The organism is Streptomyces sp. NPDC048191 (assembly GCF_040652655.1).
Lineage (GTDB): Bacteria > Actinomycetota > Actinomycetes > Streptomycetales > Streptomycetaceae > Streptomyces.
The window spans coordinates 283,144-298,112 of sequence record NZ_JBEZMO010000007.1; the positions used below are offsets into that span (position 1 = coordinate 283,144).

Below are 14,969 nucleotides of genomic sequence, written 5' to 3' on the forward strand. Positions count from 1 at the left end.
ACTCATGGGAGCCCAGCTCCGGGTCTACAAGCGTCGCATCCGATCCGTCAGCGCGACCAAGAAGATCACGAAGGCGATGGAGATGATCGCCGCCTCGCGCGTCGTCAAGGCGCAGCGCAAGGTGGCGGCCTCCACGCCGTACGCGACCGAGCTGACGCGCGCGGTCACGGCGGTCGGCACCGGCTCGAACACCAAGCACCCGCTCACCACGGAGGCGGAGAACCCGACCCGTGCCGCTGTCCTGCTCCTCACGAGCGACCGCGGCCTCGCCGGCGCCTTCAACTCCAACGCCATCAAGACGGCGGAGCAGCTGACCGAGCGCCTGGAGTGCGAGGGCAAGCAGGTCGACACGTACATCGTCGGCCGGCGCGGTGTCGCCCACTACAACTTCCGTGAGCGCAAGGTCACGGAGTCGTTCACGGGCTTCACGGACGAGCCGACGTACGCGGACGCCAAGAAGGTCGCGGCGCCGCTGATCGAGGCGATCGAGAAGGACACGGCCGAGGGTGGTGTGGACGAACTCCACATCGTCTTCACCGAGTTCGTCTCGATGATGACGCAGACGGCGCTCGACGCCCGGCTGCTGCCGCTGCGCCTCGAAGAGGTCGCGGAGGAGGCTCCCCCCAAGGGCGAGATCCTCCCGCTGTACGACTTCGAGCCCTCGGCGGAGGACGTCCTCGACGCCCTGCTGCCGCGCTATGTGGAGAGCCGCATCTACAACGCGCTGCTCCAGTCGGCCGCCTCGAAGCACGCCGCCACGCGGCGTGCGATGAAGTCGGCCACCGACAACGCGGGCGAGCTGATCAACACGCTCTCCCGTCTTGCCAACGCGGCCCGCCAGGCCGAAATCACCCAGGAAATCAGCGAGATCGTCGGTGGCGCGAGCGCCCTGGCCGACGCGACCGCGGGGAGTGACCGATAATGACCACCACTGTTGAGACCGCGACGGCTACGGGCCGCGTCGCCCGGGTCATCGGCCCGGTCGTCGACGTGGAGTTCCCCGTCGACGCGATGCCGGACATCTACAACGCCCTGCACGTCGAGGTCGCCGACCCGGCGAACGCGGGCGAGAAGAAGACGCTGACCCTGGAGGTCGCCCAGCACCTGGGTGACGGCCTGGTCCGCACCATCTCCATGCAGCCCACCGACGGTCTGGTCCGCCAGGCCCCGGTGACCGACACGGGCGCGGCCATCTCCGTCCCCGTCGGCGACTTCACCAAGGGCAAGGTGTTCAACACCCTCGGTGAGGTGCTGAACGTCGACGAGTCCTACGAGGGCGAGCGCTGGCCGATCCACCGCAAGGCCCCGAACTTCGACGAGCTCGAGTCCAAGACCGAGATGTTCGAGACGGGCGTCAAGGTCATCGACCTGCTCACCCCGTACGTCAAGGGCGGCAAGATCGGCCTGTTCGGCGGCGCCGGCGTCGGCAAGACGGTGCTCATCCAGGAGATGATCTACCGTGTCGCCAACAACCACGACGGTGTCTCCGTGTTCGCCGGTGTCGGTGAGCGCACCCGTGAGGGCAACGACCTCATCGAGGAGATGACCGACTCGGGCGTCATCGACAAGACCGCCCTGGTCTTCGGCCAGATGGACGAGCCCCCGGGCACCCGTCTGCGCGTCGCGCTGGCCGGCCTCACCATGGCCGAGTACTTCCGTGACGTGCAGAAGCAGGACGTGCTGTTCTTCATCGACAACATCTTCCGCTTCACGCAGGCCGGCTCCGAGGTCTCCACGCTGCTCGGCCGTATGCCGTCCGCGGTGGGTTACCAGCCGAACCTGGCCGACGAGATGGGTCTCCTCCAGGAGCGCATCACGTCGACCCGCGGTCACTCGATCACCTCGATGCAGGCGATCTACGTCCCCGCCGACGACCTGACCGACCCGGCCCCGGCGACCACCTTCGCCCACCTCGACGCGACGACGGTTCTGTCCCGTCCGATCTCCGAGAAGGGCATCTACCCGGCCGTGGACCCGCTGGACTCGACGTCCCGCATCCTCGACCCGCGGTACATCGCGGCGGACCACTACAACGCCGCGATGCGCGTGAAGAACATCCTGCAGAAGTACAAGGACCTGCAGGACATCATCGCGATCCTCGGTATCGACGAGCTCGGCGAGGAGGACAAGCTCGTCGTCCACCGTGCCCGTCGTGTGGAGCGCTTCCTGTCCCAGAACACCCACGTCGCCAAGCAGTTCACCGGCGTGGACGGTTCGGACGTCCCGCTGGACGAGACGATCGCGGCGTTCAACGCGATCTGCGACGGCGAGTTCGACCACTTCCCGGAGCAGGCGTTCTTCATGTGCGGTGGCCTGGAGGACCTCAAGGCCAACGCCAAGGAGCTGGGCGTCTCCTGAACTCGGCCCGAGTTCGTGTGAGGGGGCGGGGTGCGTCCCGCCCCCTCATCCACGCCCACTAGAATTGACCCCAACACCCGGCAGAACCGCCGGGTGGTGACCCGAGGAGCCACCCTTGGCTGCTGAGCTGCACGTCGAGCTGGTCGCTGCCGACCGCCAGGTCTGGTCCGGCGAGGCCACCCTGGTCGTCGCGCGCACCACGTCCGGCGACATCGGCGTCATGCCCGGTCACCAGCCGCTGCTCGGTGTGCTGGAGTCGGGCCCGGTGACCATCCGTACGAGTGAAGGCGGAACGGTCGTCGCCGCGGTGCACGGCGGTTTCATCTCGTTCGCGGACGACAAGCTGTCCCTGCTGGCCGAGATCGCCGAGCTGTCGGACGAGATCGATGTCCAGCGCACGGAGCGGGAGCTGGAGCGCGCGAAGGCGGAGGGCGACGCCGCCGCCGAGCGCCGCGCGGATGTCCGACTGCGCGCTGCGACGGCGCGCTGACCCAGTCGCGCGGTACGTTGACGTCACTCAGCCGCGGCCGGCCCGGAGCAATCCGGTGCCGGTCGCGGCTGAGGCAGATGTGGGTGTTTTTTCCGTTTCATTACTCAGTAACAGAAGCAGTTCCTAGGAGACGAGGAGGTCGGTGCCGATGGTCCTCGCTCTGACTGTGTGCGGGATCGTGGTCGCGCTCGTGGTGGTGGGACTGTTCCTGTTCGGGCTGCGCCGCAGGCTGATCCAGCGCTCGGGCGGCACGTTCGACTGTTCCCTGCGCTGGGACGTGGCGGAGAAACCGGACGCGGGCGGCAAGGGCTGGTCCTACGGCGTCGCCCGCTACAACGGCGACCGCATCGAGTGGTACCGCGTCTTCTCCTACGCCTTCCGCCCGCGCCGCACGCTCGAGCGCGCCGCCATCGAGGTGGCCGGTCGCCGGCTGCCCGAGGGCGAGGAGGAACTGGCGCTGCTCTCCGACGCGGTGGTCCTCGCCTGTACCCATCGGGGTACGCGCCTCGAACTCGCCATGAGCGAAGACGCGCTGACCGGATTCCTCGCGTGGCTGGAGGCAGCCCCGCCCGGTCAGAGGGTGAATGTGGCGTAGCCACATTCACCCTCCCCCGGACGTAGTCCGAGGAAGGGTGAATGTGTGTGTGGTGCAGTTCGTTCCTACAGGTTGCTGCTGATGGCGTTCACCAGCTCACCGTTGCTGGTGTCGCCGCTGAACTCCCAGAAGAAGGCGCCGCCGAGGCCCTGGGACTTGGCCCAGCTCATCTTGCCGGCGATGGTCGACGGGGTGTCGTAGGACCACCAGTTGCTGCCGCAGTGCGCGTAGGCCGTGCCGGCGATCGTGCCGGTGACCGGGCAAGACGTCTTGAGCACCTTGTAGTCCTCGATGCCCTGCTCGTAGGTGCCGGCCGCCGGGCCCGTGGCCGTACCGCCCGGGGCGTCCTGGGTGACGCCGGTCCAGCCGCGGCCGTAGAAACCGATGCCGATGAGCAGCTTGGACGCGGGGACGCCGAGGGACTTGTACTTGGCGATCGCGTCGGCGGTGGTGAAGCCCGCCTTCGGGATGCCGGAGTACGAGGTGAGCGGGGAGTGCGGGGCGGTCGGGCCCTGGGCGTCCCAGGCACCGAAGAAGTCGTACGACATCACGTTGTACCAGTCGACGGAGCTCGCGGCGCCCGCGTAGTCCGCGGCCTCGATCTTGCCGCCGGAGGAGCCGTCGGCGGTGACCGCGGCCGTGACCAGCTTGCTCGAGCCGAACTTGGCGCGCAGCGCGGCCATCACGTTCTTGAAGGCCGCGGCCCCGCTGGTGTCGCAGGACAGGCCGCAGGCGTTCGGGTACTCCCAGTCGATGTCGATGCCGTCGAAGACGTCGGCCCAGCGCGGGTCCTCGACCAGGTTGTAGCAGGACTGGGCGAACGCGGCCGGGTTGGCGGCCGCCTGGGCGAAGCCGCCGGACCAGGTCCAGCCGCCGAAGGACCACAGCACCTTGAGGTTCGGGTACTTGGCCTTCAGCTCGCGCAGCTGGTTGAAGTTGCCGCGCAGCGGCTGGTCCCAGGTGTCGGCGACGCCGCTGACCGACTGGTCGGCGGTGAAGGCCTTGTCGTAGTCGGCGTAGGAGTCGCCGATGGCGCACTGGCCGTTCGTCACGTTGCCGAAGGCGTAGTTGATGTGGGTGATCTTCGCCGCCGAGCCGGAGGTCACGAGGTTCTTGACGTTGTAGTTGCGGCCGTAGATGCCCCACTCGGTGAAGTAGCCGAGCCTGACCTTGTCGCCGGTGGTCGGGGGAGTGGTGGTGCCGCCGGTGGTGTGCACCTTGACCGCGCCGCTGACCGGGCCGGTCTGGTCGGCGGTGTCCCGGGCCTGCACGGTGTAGGAGTAGTCGGTGCCGGCGGTCAGGCCGCTGTCCGTGTACGACGTGGTGGTCACGGTGCCGACCACCTTGCCGTCGCGCAGGACGTCGTAGTTCTTGACGCCCTTGTCGTCGGTGGCCGCGCTCCAGGAGAGCTTGGCCGAGGTGTCGGTGATGCCGGAGGCGGTGGGCGTGCCGGGGGCGCTCGGAGCGGCGTCGCCGGGAGTCGTCGTACCGTCACAACTGTCGCCGTTCAGCTTGCAGTTGGACGGGGAGCCGGGGCCCGAGCCGTTGAAGCCGAAGGAGACCGAGGCGCCGGGGGCGAGGGTGCCGTTGTAGGACTTGTTCTTGGCGGTCCAGTGGTTGCCCGAGCTGGTGACGTCCGCGTCCCAGGCGGAGGTGACGGACGTGCCGGAGGGGAAGTCCCACTCGACGGTCCAGGAACTGATGCTGGAACTGCCGGTGTTCTTGATGGTCCACTGGCCGCCGAAGCCGGTTCCCCAGTCGCTGGTCTTGGTGAAGCTCGCCGTCGCGTTCGTCGCGGCCTGGGCCGGGCTCGCGAGTCCGACGAGGCCGGCCAGGGGGAGCAGCAGGGTCGCGAATCCTGCCGCGGCTCTGTGTCTGAAGCGCATGGTGCGCCTCCTCGGTAGGGAGGAATATGAGTGGGGTGTCGTGGGCATGACTGAGCCTCCACGCCCACGGTGCTGCGAGAGTAGAAAGGTCTGGACCACGGGTCAATAGGTCTGGACCAATTTGCTCGCGGGCCGCTAGATACCCAACTCCTTTGCCAGGACGGCCGCTTGGACCCGGCTGCGCAGCCCCAGCTTGGCCAGCAGTCGGCTGACGTGCGTCTTCACCGTGCCCTCCGCCATCCGCAGCCGCTCGGCGATCTCGGCGTTGGACAGGCCCTGGCCGACACAGGACAGCACCTCCCGCTCGCGCCGGGTCAGGCCCTCCAGCACGGCCGGATCGGCCTTCGTCGTCCGCACTGGACCGGCCGCGAACTCGGCGATCAGCCGCCGGGTCACGGCCGGCGCGACGATCCCCTCCCCGCGCGCCACCGTCCTGACCGCCTCCAGCAGATCCCGCGCCTCGGTGTTCTTCAGCAGAAACCCGGCCGCCCCCGCCCGCAGCGCCCCGAAGACGTACTCGTCCAGATCGAAGGTGGTCAGTACGAGGACGTCCGCGAGGCGCTCCGCGACGATCTGCCGGGTCGCCGACACCCCGTCAAGGCGCGGCATCTGCACGTCCATCAGCACCAGGTCCGGCCGCAGTTCCCGGGCCAGCTCCACCGCCCGCTCGCCGTCCGCCGCCTCCCCGGCCACCTCGATGTCCGGCGCGCTGCGCAGGATCAGGACGAGCCCGGCGCGGACGGCGGACTGGTCCTCGGCGACGAGCACCTGGATGGGCCGGTTCACGCGGGGGCTCCTTCGGTGAGCGGAAGACTGGCGCGTACGGTCCACACGCCGGCCTCGGGCCCGGCCGCGAAGCCGCCGCCGAGTAGCGTCGCCCGCTCCCGCATCCCGGTGAGACCGGAGCCCGAGCCCGGGGCACGCGGGGTGTCTCCGGGCCGGTAGGGGCTGGTGACCGTCACCCGCAGGGCGCCGTCGGCCTGCCGCAGGGCGACCCGGACGGGCCCCGGCGCCGCGTGCTTGAGCGCGTTGGTCAGCGACTCCTGCACGATCCGGTAGGCGGCCAGTTCCACCGGCGCCGGCACCCGGCCGTGCCCCGCGTCGATCCGGACGTCCAGACCGGCGGCGCGGGCGCCCTCGACCAGGGCGGCCAGGCCGTCGAGCGTCGGCGTGGCGGACGGCTCCAGGTCACCGCTGCTGTCGCGCAGGATGCCGATCAGCCGCCGCATCTCGGCCAGCCCCGCCACGCTGTTCTCCCGGATCACACTCAGCGCGTCCCGGGAGGTCCGCGGATCGTCCAGGGACAGCGCGGCCGTGGAGTGGATGGCGATCGCGGACAGGTGGCCCGCCACCATGTCGTGCAACTCCCGGGCCATCCGCGCCCGTTCGGCCGTGACCGCCTGGGCCCGGTCCATCTCCGCGAGCAGCGCGGTCTGTTCGGCGCGCAGCCGGGCGGCCTCGGCGGCGTCACGGTGACTGCGCACCACCCAGCCGGTCGCGGCCGGCGCGAACGCCACCACACCGACGCCCACACCGATCAGCAGCGCCTGCGGATCGCGCCAGAGGGCGGCCGGTACGACCCCGCCCAGCACCGTCAAAAGACTGGTGATCCAGGGGATGCGGCGGGCGGAGGACGGGGTGCCGTACAGGACGGCCGCGTACATCAGGTCGGTGTACAGCACGATCGTGACGACGCTTCCCAGCGTCACCGTGTCCAGGGTCAGGGCGAGCGTGCCGACCAGCAGACCGACGCGCGGCCGGGTGCGGCGCAGCGGCTCGCACGCGACCGTCACCGCCAGCGGCACCAACGGCGCCCAGGGCGCCGCCCACTGCACGAGCGGGTCCGAGGGCACCCGCGGATGGATCCCGAACAGCCACAGCAACACCCCGCCGAACAGCCCGCCCACGGCGATGCGCACGTCGTCGCGGTGCGGGCGGGGGAGGGCGAAGGTCATGTCCCCATCCAACACGGCCCCCGGCCCGCCCGCGTGGTCCCCGGGCACGGTCCGGGACTGCAACTTTCGCTTACGCCGGGTTCGCCCCCGCCGACGACGATCCGCGTCCCGGGCGACGGGAGCCTGGGAGGGTGAGCGAGGGGAGCGAACCGTGATCGTCGCACTGGTCATCGCCTGTGAAGTGGCGTTCTGGGTGCTGCTGGCGGCCGGACTGTCCGTGCGCTACCTGCTGAAACGGCGGCGCACGAGTGTGGTGTTGCTGCTGTGCGAGCCCCTGCTGGAGCTGGTGCTCCTCGCCGTGACCGCGATCGACCTCAAGAACGGAGCCGCACCCGACTGGCGGCACGGACTGGCCGCCGTCTACATCGGCTTCACGGTCGGCCTCGGCCCCCCCACCATCAAGTGGGCGGACGCCTGGGTGGCCCACCGCTTCTCCGGCGGCCCGCGCCCGGCCGGGCCCCCGAAGTACGGCACGGCCCGCGCCGTCCACGAGTGGAAGGTGGCGGGCCGCTGGATCCTCGCCTGCGCGGTCGGTCTCGCGCTGCTCCAGGCCGCCGCCTGGTACGTCGGCGGCAGCCGCGACACCGATCCGCTGCGGGCCTGGCAGCTGAGGCTGCTCCTGGTCCTCGCCGTCAACGTGGTCATCGCCGCCGGTTACACGGTGTTCCCGAAGCGGGAGCCCGGCGGCCACCGCCCCCGCGAGGCCCACCGGCGCCCCTGAGCCGCCCCGCCGCCCCGGCCCGGGAAAGCGCCTTGCCCGCCGTGCCGCCCGCCCGGTGCGGGGTCGTACGCTGACCCGGCGACGAGGAGGGCGTATGACGGACACGGCGGGCAGCGGGGCGGTACTGGTCGTCGACGACGACGCGGCGATCCGGCGGTCGCTGGAGCGCGGACTCAGACTGAGCGGCTTCGCGGTGCGGACCGCCGCCGACGGCCCCGCGGCACTGGCGGCGCTCCGGGACGCGCCCCCCGACGTGCTGGTGCTCGACGTGTCGATGCCCGGCATGAGCGGCATCGAGGTGTGCACCCGGCTGCGCGAGGAGGGCCGCGACCTGCCCGTCCTGATGCTCTCCGCGCTGGACGAGACCGCCGACCGGATCGCCGGGCTCCAGGCGGGCGGCGACGACTACCTGGTCAAGCCGTTCGCCCTGCAGGAACTGGTGCTGCGGCTGCGCGCCCTGCTGCGCCGCCGCCCGCCGGCCGGCCCCGCGCCGCTGCGGGTCGCGGGACTGGTGATCGACCCGGACGCGCGCACCGCGGAGCGGGACGGCAGGCCGCTCGACCTCACCCGGCGCGAGTTCGAACTCCTGGAGGTCCTCGCCCGCAACGCCGGCCTGGTCCTCACCCGCGACCAGCTGCTGGAGAGGGTGTGGGGCTACGACTTCGACGTGCGCACCGACGCCGTCGACACCTTCGTCAGCTATCTGCGGCGCAAGCTGGAGGCGGACGGGGGCGGCAGGCTGGTCCACACGGTCCGGGGCGTCGGCTTCGTGCTCAGGGAACCGCGGGACACACCGTGAGGCTCTCCACCCGGATCGCGCTCGCCGTCGGCTGCACCGTCCCGCTGCTGGTGCTGGCCGCCGGCGGGCTGCTGCTGGCCCTGGTCGCGCGGGACCTGTACCAGGCCGAGGACCAGCAGCTACGGCAACGCGCGGTGGCCCTCGCGCCCGAGGCACGGGCGCTGCTGCGGGCCTCGGCGGGCGGCCGCCCGAAGGCCGCCGACACCCGGGAGCGGCAGCTGTTCAGCTCCGCCCTCGACGTCGGCGTACGGCTCGTCGGCACGGACACCACTTTCAGCGGCGGCCCCCAGCCCGCGGGCGCCGTGACCCTGCCCGACCGGTCCTCGGGCTTCGCCACCGTCCGTGTCGGCGGACGCGGTTGGCGGGCCCTGGCCCGGCCGGTCCGGACCGCCACCGCCTCCGGCACGCTGTGGCTCTTCTCACCGGACACCGCCGACCGCACCCAGGTCCGGCTCGTCCGCGACCGGGTGGTCCTCACCGCCCTGCTCGCGGCGCCCCTGTCCGGTCTGCTCGCCTGGGGCCTGGCCGCCCGGGCGAGCGCGCCCCTCACCCGCCTCACCCGCCGCACCGCCGGCCTCGACCCGCGCACCAGCACGACCCGGCTGCCCGAGGAGCGCACCGGGATACGCGAGGCCGACGAACTGGCCGCCACCCTGCGCACCGTCCTCGCCCGCTACGACGAACAGGCCGCCCGCACCGGCCAGGCCCTGGACACCGCCCGCTCCTTCTCCTCGGCGGCCGCACACGAACTGCGTACCCCGCTGATGAGCATGGGCACCAACCTCGACATCCTCACCGAGCACCCCGACCTGCCGGTGCCCGAGCGCGCCGAGGTCCTGGCCGACCTGCACCGCGAACACGCCCGGCTGCTCGGCCTGTTGGTGATGCTGCGGGACCTGGGGAGGGCGGACCTGGTGGAGGCGGAGGCGTTCCGGCCGGTCGACCCGTCCGACCTCGCCGACGCCGCCGTGGCCGAGGCCCGGCGCCGCGCCCCGGACGCCGATCTCACCCTCGACGCCGCACCCGGACTGACCGTGCACGGCTGGGAACCCGGACTGCGGCTGCTGCTGGACAACCTGCTCGGCAACGCCCTCGCCCACGGCCGCGACGCCGAGGGCCGGGCACGGGTGCGGGTCGGTGTGACCGGCAGCGCCGGGCAGGTCGTCATCACGGTCGACGACCACGGGCCCGGCGTACCGGCCGACGCCCGCGCCCGGGTCTTCGAACGCTTCCGGTGCGGCCCGGACAGCGCCGGCTCCGGGCTCGGCCTCACCCTGGTCGCCCAGCAGGCGGCACTGCACCGGGGGAGCGTCACCGTGACCGACGGCCCGGACGGCACCGGCGCGCGCTTCGAGGTACGGCTGCCCCGGGACGGCGGCGCCCTGCCCGGCCGACGGGACTGGCTGATCGGCACGGTCGGGGCAAACCGGTCACAGAGTTTCCCCAAAGACCCTGCCTAGCCTCCGTCGCGACGGACGGACGACCGGCTCGTCCGGGAAGGGAACGGAGACACCGATGAACGCACGTCGACGTACGCGCACCCTGCTCGCCGGATGTGCCGTGGCGGCAGTACTCGCGGGCACCACCGGAGTGGCCTCGGCCGACAGCACGCCCGCGCACGGGCCCACCGGTGACGGCGCGCACGCGCTGTGCAAGCGGGTACCGAAGATCGACCGCCGGATCCAGCGGGCCCTGAAGCGGCTGGACGCCGGGCCCGGCACCCGTGGCTCGATCGCCCGCCTGCAGCAGCGCGTGGAGAACGCCGAGAAGGCGGGCCACACCCAGATCGCCACCTACCTCAAGGACCGGCTGGACTTCCGCGAGTCCCTGGTCACCAACCTGAAGCAGCGCCAGAAGGACCTGAACGACGTCCGGACCTGGTGCCAGGACAACTCCGGCGGGAAGGCGGCGAGCTGATGCGGGCACGGCGGGCCGCGGCGCGGGCGCTGGCCCTGCCCGCGGTCGCCCTGCTGGTGGCGCTCACCGCGGGCTGCGCCCACCACGACGCGGCGTCCCCGAAGGCACCGCCGGCCTCCGGCACGCCCTCCGGATACGCGCAGATGCAGAAGAAGGTGGACGCGGCCGAGTCCGCGGCCGCCGCGGCCGACCGGGACGCGGCGAGCGGCGCCGACCGCTGACCGGACGGGGTGCCCGGTGGGGGCCGCTCAGCGCTCCCCACCAGGCACCCACAGCACGTCCCCGACCTCCTTGTTCGCCACCCGCGCCAGAATGAACAGCAGGTCGGACAGCCGGTTGAGATAGGTCGCGGTGAGCGGGTTCATCGTGTCGCCGTGGGCCTCCAGGGCCGCCCAGGTGGAGCGCTCGGCCCGGCGTACGACCGTGCAGGCCTGGTGCAGCAGGGCCGCGCCCGGGGTGCCGCCGGGCAGGATGAAGGAGCGGAGCTTCTCCAGCTGTTCGTTGAAGCGGTCGCAGTCCGCCTCCAGCTTGTCGATGTAGAACTGCTCCACCCGCAGCGGCGGGAACCCGGGGTTCTCCACCACCGGTGTCGACAGGTCCGCGCCCACGTCGAACAGGTCGTTCTGGACGCGCACGAGGACCTTGACGACCTCCGCGTCCAGGCCGCCCAGCGCGATCGCGGTGCCGATCACCGCGTTGGCCTCGTTGGCGTCGGCGTAGGCCGAGATCCGGAGGTCGGTCTTGGCGACCCGGCTCATGTCACCGAGGGCGGTGGTGCCCTTGTCGCCGGTCCTGGTGTAGATGCGCGTCAGATTGACCATACGGCCAGCGTAGTTACGCCCCGGCCGTCCGGAACACTCGTGTGCCCACCGTCACGGTCAGCGCCGCGAAGCCGACGGCGACGAGGACTCCGTGGAGCATGTGCGCACTGGTGTAGTGGCCGACGTACGCGTCGCGCACCGCGTCCACCAGATAGCGGAACGGGACGAAGTGCGACAGCACGTTCAGCCACGCGGGCGCGAGGGTCATCGGGAGCATCAGGCCGGACAGCAGCATCGACGGCATCGACACCATGTTGATCAGCGGGCCGAACTCCTGCGGGGTGCGGACCTTCATCCCGAGCGCGTACGACAGCGAGGCCAGCGCGAGCGTGAGCAGGGCGACGAACGCGAAGCCGATCAGCACGCCGGCGAGCGGTGCGCGCAGGCCCATCACGAGCGCGGCCAGCACCAGCAGCACCGCCTGGAAGACGAAGACCGTGGCGTCACGCAGCACCCGGCCGAGGAGCAGGGCGAGCCGGCTGACGGGCGTCACCCGCATCCGCTCCACCACTCCCTGCCCCTTCTCCACGATCACCGTGAACCCGGCGAACAGCGCGCCGAACAGGCCGAGTTGGAGCAGCAGTCCGGGGACCAGCACCTGCCAGGAGCTGCCGGTGCCGCCGAGCGGGAGGTGGGTGAGCAGGGGTCCGAAGAAGAGCAGATGGAGCAGGGGCGTGAGCACGCCGAAGAGCAGCGCGAAGCGGGAGCGGAGGGACTGGCGCAGATAGCGGCCGTAGACGAGGGCGGTGTCGTGAAGAAGCATCTCTGTGTGGGTCCTCTACGGCCTATACGGCGACGGGGGCGGGGTCGGCCGGGGCGGGCCCGCGGCCGGTGATGGCGAGGAACGTGTCCTGGAGGGTCGCGTCGATCGAGCCGCCGTGCCGCAGCTTCAGCGCGCTCGGCGTGCCCTCGGCGGCGACGGCGCCCCGGTCGACGATCACCAGACGGTCGGCGAGGGCGTCGGCCTCGTCCAGGTAATGGGTGGTCAGGAAGACGGTGGTGCCGTGCTCGTCGCGCAGCCGCCGGACCAGGTCCCACAGGTCGGCGCGGCTGCCCGGGTCCAGGCCGGTCGTCGGTTCGTCCAGGAACAGCACCTTCGGCCGGTGCGTGAGCGCCATCGCGATGTCCAGCCGGCGCCGCTGCCCGCCGGAGAGCGCGCCGGCCTTGCGGTCGAGGAACTCGGTGAGGCCCAGTTCCCGCGCCAGCTCCTCCGCACGCGCGACTGCCTCGCTCTTCGCCAGGCGGTACATCCGCCCCTGGGTGACGAGCTCCTCCCGCACGCTCGTCTGCGGATCGACCCCGCCGGACTGGGCGACGTACCCGCTCACCGCGCGCACCCCCACCGGATCCGTCGCCAGGTCGTGCCCGGCGACGGTGGCCGCGCCGCCGGTCGGCTTCAGCAGGGTGGTGAGCATCCGCAGGGTGGTCGTCTTGCCGGCGCCGTTGGGCCCGAGGAAGCCGAGGATCTCGCCCTCCCGCGCGGCGAGGTCGATGCCACGCACCGCCTCCACGGGGCCGGCCTTGGTCTGGAAAGTGCGGGCGAGACCCGCCGCGCTGATGACTGCTGCCATGCGCCCAGAAAAACAGAGTTCCTGAAATTTTGCAACGTCCCCAAGTTTTCAGTGGAGCCAAGTTTCCATGCGCTCCAGCGAAGTTAGGATGCGGGCATGGCAGAGGGGCTCAGGGAGCGGAAGAAGCGGCAGACCAGGCAGTACATCTCGGATGTCGCCACGGGGCTGTTCGTCGAGCGCGGCTTCGACGCGGTCACGGTCGCGGAGATCGCCGACGCGGCCAACGTCTCGGTCAACACCGTCTACAACTACTTCCCCGCCAAGGAAGACCTCTTCTTCGACCGCTCCGCCGGCATGGTCGATCGCCTCGCCCGCTGGGTCCGGGGCCGTTCCGAGGGCGAGTCCGCCGCCGCCGCGGTCCTGCGGGAGCTTCGCGAGGAGGTCGAGGCGGTGTCTCCGCGGGTCGGCCTGCTGTCCGGGTACGCCGCCTTCATGAAGGTCGTCGAGGAGGCCCCGGCCCTGCGCTCCCGTCTCTGGGCCCTCGCCCAGGAGGTCCAGGCCAACCTGGAGCAGGCGCTGCGCGAGGAGACCGGAGCACCGGAGCGCGACGAGCTGCCGAACCTGATGGCGGGTCAGATCGGGTGGATCCACAGTACGGTCATCGCGGTCATCGGGCGCGAGATGGTCAAGGGCCGCGAACCGCGCGAAGTGTCCCGAGAGGTACTCGTCCTCCTCGACGACATCGAGGACCTGTTGGGCGAGCGCGTCCTGAACTACGCCGTCCGCCGGGCCGGCTGAAGCGCCAACCGGCGCGAAAGCGGGAGAAATTCGAGAAGTGACCGGCGTCTCACCCTCTGAGACCGTGACACGCGTTACTAACCGCTCACACAGCGCCTCCGGACCGCTATGGTCCGCCGGAGAAGCAGACTTGGAGCGCATTCGAGGGAGTCGTCAGTGGCACGGAAGCTCGCTGTCATCGGGGCCGGTCTCATGGGGTCCGGGATCGCTCAGGTCGCCGCACAGGCGGGCTGGGACGTCGTTCTCCGTGACGTCACCGACGAGGCGCTGAAGCGTGGCACCGACGGCATCAAGGCCTCGTACGACAAGTTCGTGAGCAAGGGGAAGATGGAGGCGCACGACGCCGACGCCTCCCTGGCCCGCATCACCGCGACCACCGACCTGGACGCCGCCGCCGACGCCGACGTCGTGGTCGAGGCGGTCTTCGAGAAGCTGGAGGTCAAGCACGAGATCTTCCGCGCGCTCGACAAGATCGTGCGCCCGGACGCCGTGCTCGCCTCCAACACCTCCGCCATCCCGATCACCAAGATCGCGGCGGCCACCGAGCACCCCGAGCGGGTCGTGGGCGTCCACTTCTTCTCGCCGGTGCCGATGATGCAGCTCGTCGAGCTGGTCCGCGGCTACAAGACCAGCGACGAAACCCTCGCCACCGCGCGGGAGTTCGCCGAGTCCGTCGGCAAGACCTGCATCGTCGTCAACCGCGACGTGGCCGGCTTCGTGACCACCCGGCTCATCTCCGCCCTCGTGGTGGAGGCGACCAAGCTCTACGAGTCCGGGGTCGCCACCGCCGAGGACATCGACCTCGCCTGCAAGCTGGGCTTCGGCCACGCCATGGGCCCGCTCGCCACCGCCGACCTGACCGGCGTGGACATCCTGCTGCACGCCACCGGCAACATCTACACCGAGTCCCAGGACGAGAAGTTCGCCCCGCCGGAGCTGATGCGCCGGATGGTGGACGCCGGTGACATCGGCCGCAAGAGCGGGCAGGGCTTCTACAAGTACTGAGATCCACCCGTACGCGCATACGCCGGACATTCACCCCGGGAACATCACCCCCCGGGGTGAATTCGGTATCGGTTCGCTTACAAGCAGCAACCGCACCAGCACTCACGCAGTCA

Annotated in this window: 17 protein-coding genes; 11 read left to right on the plus strand and 6 right to left on the minus strand. The window is 71.0% G+C overall.

Annotation, left to right across the window (positions count from 1 at the left end):
• Positions 1-4: 4 nt before the first annotated feature.
• The 4 genes from AB0D93_RS15170 to AB0D93_RS15185 all read left to right on the plus strand — a co-directional run bounded on the left by AB0D93_RS15170 (position 5) and on the right by AB0D93_RS15185 (position 3,443).
• Entirely contained in the window at positions 5-922 is a 918-nt protein-coding gene (locus AB0D93_RS15170; protein ID WP_362118932.1) for a F0F1 ATP synthase subunit gamma, read from the plus strand.
• Positions 922-2,358: a F0F1 ATP synthase subunit beta gene (gene atpD / locus AB0D93_RS15175; protein WP_362118935.1), complete on the plus strand. Its 1,437-nt coding sequence runs from the start codon at positions 922-924 to the stop codon at positions 2,356-2,358. The genes AB0D93_RS15170 and atpD overlap by 1 nt, the downstream gene beginning before the upstream one ends.
• 115 nt (positions 2,359-2,473) lie before the next feature.
• Complete coding sequence (locus AB0D93_RS15180; protein WP_361255905.1) at positions 2,474-2,848, plus strand: F0F1 ATP synthase subunit epsilon; 375 nt, start codon at positions 2,474-2,476, stop codon at positions 2,846-2,848.
• Positions 2,849-2,996: 148 nt separating this feature from the next.
• Positions 2,997-3,443 (plus strand): DUF2550 domain-containing protein, encoded by a 447-nt coding sequence (locus tag AB0D93_RS15185; protein WP_351215662.1) that lies wholly within the window; start codon positions 2,997-2,999, stop codon positions 3,441-3,443.
• Positions 3,444-3,508: 65 nt separating this feature from the next.
• On the opposite strand, the gene AB0D93_RS15190 is transcribed toward AB0D93_RS15185, so the two are convergent.
• The 3 genes from AB0D93_RS15190 to AB0D93_RS15200 form a co-directional block, all read right to left on the minus strand.
• Positions 3,509-5,329, minus strand: coding sequence for a glycoside hydrolase family 18 chitinase (locus AB0D93_RS15190; protein WP_362118940.1), 1,821 nt, complete (start codon positions 5,327-5,329; stop codon positions 3,509-3,511).
• A gap of 135 nt (positions 5,330-5,464) precedes the next feature.
• The gene (locus AB0D93_RS15195; protein ID WP_362118943.1) at positions 5,465-6,115 is read right to left on the minus strand and encodes a response regulator transcription factor; all 651 of its coding nucleotides are present in this window, start codon (positions 6,113-6,115) and stop codon (positions 5,465-5,467) included.
• Entirely contained in the window at positions 6,112-7,284 is a 1,173-nt protein-coding gene (locus AB0D93_RS15200) for a histidine kinase (protein WP_362118946.1), read from the minus strand. The genes AB0D93_RS15195 and AB0D93_RS15200 overlap by 4 nt, the downstream gene beginning before the upstream one ends.
• Before the next feature lie 151 nt (positions 7,285-7,435).
• Here AB0D93_RS15200 and AB0D93_RS15205 point away from each other — a divergent pair, with 151 nt between their 5' ends.
• The 5 genes from AB0D93_RS15205 to AB0D93_RS15225 all read left to right on the plus strand — a co-directional run bounded on the left by AB0D93_RS15205 (position 7,436) and on the right by AB0D93_RS15225 (position 10,942).
• A complete protein-coding gene (locus AB0D93_RS15205) occupies positions 7,436-8,005 on the plus strand; it encodes a hypothetical protein (protein ID WP_362118949.1) in 570 nt (189 codons plus the stop codon).
• A 94-nt stretch (positions 8,006-8,099) separates the two neighbouring features.
• Positions 8,100-8,804 carry a response regulator transcription factor gene (locus AB0D93_RS15210; protein WP_362118952.1) on the plus strand — a complete coding sequence of 235 codons (705 nt, stop codon included), beginning with the start codon at positions 8,100-8,102 and terminating at the stop codon, positions 8,802-8,804.
• The gene (locus AB0D93_RS15215; protein ID WP_362118955.1) at positions 8,801-10,264 is read left to right on the plus strand and encodes a HAMP domain-containing sensor histidine kinase; all 1,464 of its coding nucleotides are present in this window, start codon (positions 8,801-8,803) and stop codon (positions 10,262-10,264) included. The genes AB0D93_RS15210 and AB0D93_RS15215 overlap by 4 nt, the downstream gene beginning before the upstream one ends.
• A 55-nt stretch (positions 10,265-10,319) precedes the next feature.
• The gene (locus tag AB0D93_RS15220; RefSeq protein WP_362118958.1) at positions 10,320-10,721 is read left to right on the plus strand and encodes a hypothetical protein; all 402 of its coding nucleotides are present in this window, start codon (positions 10,320-10,322) and stop codon (positions 10,719-10,721) included.
• Positions 10,721-10,942 carry a hypothetical protein gene (locus AB0D93_RS15225; RefSeq protein WP_362118961.1) on the plus strand — a complete coding sequence of 74 codons (222 nt, stop codon included), beginning with the start codon at positions 10,721-10,723 and terminating at the stop codon, positions 10,940-10,942. Before AB0D93_RS15220 ends, AB0D93_RS15225 begins: the two co-directional genes overlap by 1 nt.
• 27 nt (positions 10,943-10,969) lie before the next feature.
• Here the strand turns inward: AB0D93_RS15225 and AB0D93_RS15230 are convergent, their stop codons facing one another.
• From AB0D93_RS15230 to AB0D93_RS15240, 3 genes are read right to left on the minus strand one after another with little or no spacing between them, the layout of a single operon-like run.
• The gene (locus tag AB0D93_RS15230) at positions 10,970-11,542 is read right to left on the minus strand and encodes a cob(I)yrinic acid a,c-diamide adenosyltransferase (RefSeq protein ID WP_362118964.1); all 573 of its coding nucleotides are present in this window, start codon (positions 11,540-11,542) and stop codon (positions 10,970-10,972) included.
• A 13-nt stretch (positions 11,543-11,555) separates the two neighbouring features.
• The gene (locus AB0D93_RS15235) at positions 11,556-12,305 is read right to left on the minus strand and encodes an ABC transporter permease (RefSeq protein ID WP_362118967.1); all 750 of its coding nucleotides are present in this window, start codon (positions 12,303-12,305) and stop codon (positions 11,556-11,558) included.
• 22 nt (positions 12,306-12,327) lie between these two features.
• Entirely contained in the window at positions 12,328-13,113 is a 786-nt protein-coding gene (locus AB0D93_RS15240; RefSeq protein ID WP_362118971.1) for an ATP-binding cassette domain-containing protein, read from the minus strand.
• Between the two features lie 96 nt (positions 13,114-13,209).
• On the opposite strand from AB0D93_RS15240, the gene AB0D93_RS15245 reads away from it, so the two are divergent.
• On the plus strand, positions 13,210-13,851 hold the full coding sequence (locus tag AB0D93_RS15245; protein WP_362118974.1) for a TetR/AcrR family transcriptional regulator: 642 nt from the start codon (positions 13,210-13,212) through the stop codon (positions 13,849-13,851).
• 156 nt (positions 13,852-14,007) lie between these two features.
• Positions 14,008-14,856, plus strand: a complete 849-nt coding sequence (locus AB0D93_RS15250) for a 3-hydroxyacyl-CoA dehydrogenase family protein (protein WP_362118977.1) — start codon at positions 14,008-14,010, stop codon at positions 14,854-14,856.
• The last annotated feature ends 113 nt before the right edge of the window (positions 14,857-14,969 follow it).

Bases quoted from the DNA above. Each gene is read 5' to 3' on its own strand.
- AB0D93_RS15170 (WP_362118932.1), top strand. From the start codon at position 5: ATGGGAGCCCAGCTCCGGGTCTACAAGCGTCGCATCCGATCCGTCAGC.
- atpD (WP_362118935.1), top strand. From the start codon at position 922: ATGACCACCACTGTTGAGACCGCGACGGCTACGGGCCGCGTCGCCCGG.
- AB0D93_RS15200 (WP_362118946.1), bottom strand. From the start codon at position 7,284: ATGACCTTCGCCCTCCCCCGCCCGCACCGCGACGACGTGCGCATCGCC.
- AB0D93_RS15240 (WP_362118971.1), bottom strand. From the start codon at position 13,113: ATGGCAGCAGTCATCAGCGCGGCGGGTCTCGCCCGCACTTTCCAGACC.
- AB0D93_RS15225 (WP_362118961.1), top strand. From the start codon at position 10,721: ATGCGGGCACGGCGGGCCGCGGCGCGGGCGCTGGCCCTGCCCGCGGTC.
- AB0D93_RS15220 (WP_362118958.1), top strand. From the start codon at position 10,320: ATGAACGCACGTCGACGTACGCGCACCCTGCTCGCCGGATGTGCCGTG.
- AB0D93_RS15190 (WP_362118940.1), bottom strand. From the start codon at position 5,329: ATGCGCTTCAGACACAGAGCCGCGGCAGGATTCGCGACCCTGCTGCTC.
- AB0D93_RS15185 (WP_351215662.1), top strand. From the start codon at position 2,997: ATGGTCCTCGCTCTGACTGTGTGCGGGATCGTGGTCGCGCTCGTGGTG.
- AB0D93_RS15210 (WP_362118952.1), top strand. From the start codon at position 8,100: ATGACGGACACGGCGGGCAGCGGGGCGGTACTGGTCGTCGACGACGAC.
- AB0D93_RS15245 (WP_362118974.1), top strand. From the start codon at position 13,210: ATGGCAGAGGGGCTCAGGGAGCGGAAGAAGCGGCAGACCAGGCAGTAC.
- AB0D93_RS15235 (WP_362118967.1), bottom strand. From the start codon at position 12,305: ATGCTTCTTCACGACACCGCCCTCGTCTACGGCCGCTATCTGCGCCAG.
- AB0D93_RS15230 (WP_362118964.1), bottom strand. From the start codon at position 11,542: ATGGTCAATCTGACGCGCATCTACACCAGGACCGGCGACAAGGGCACC.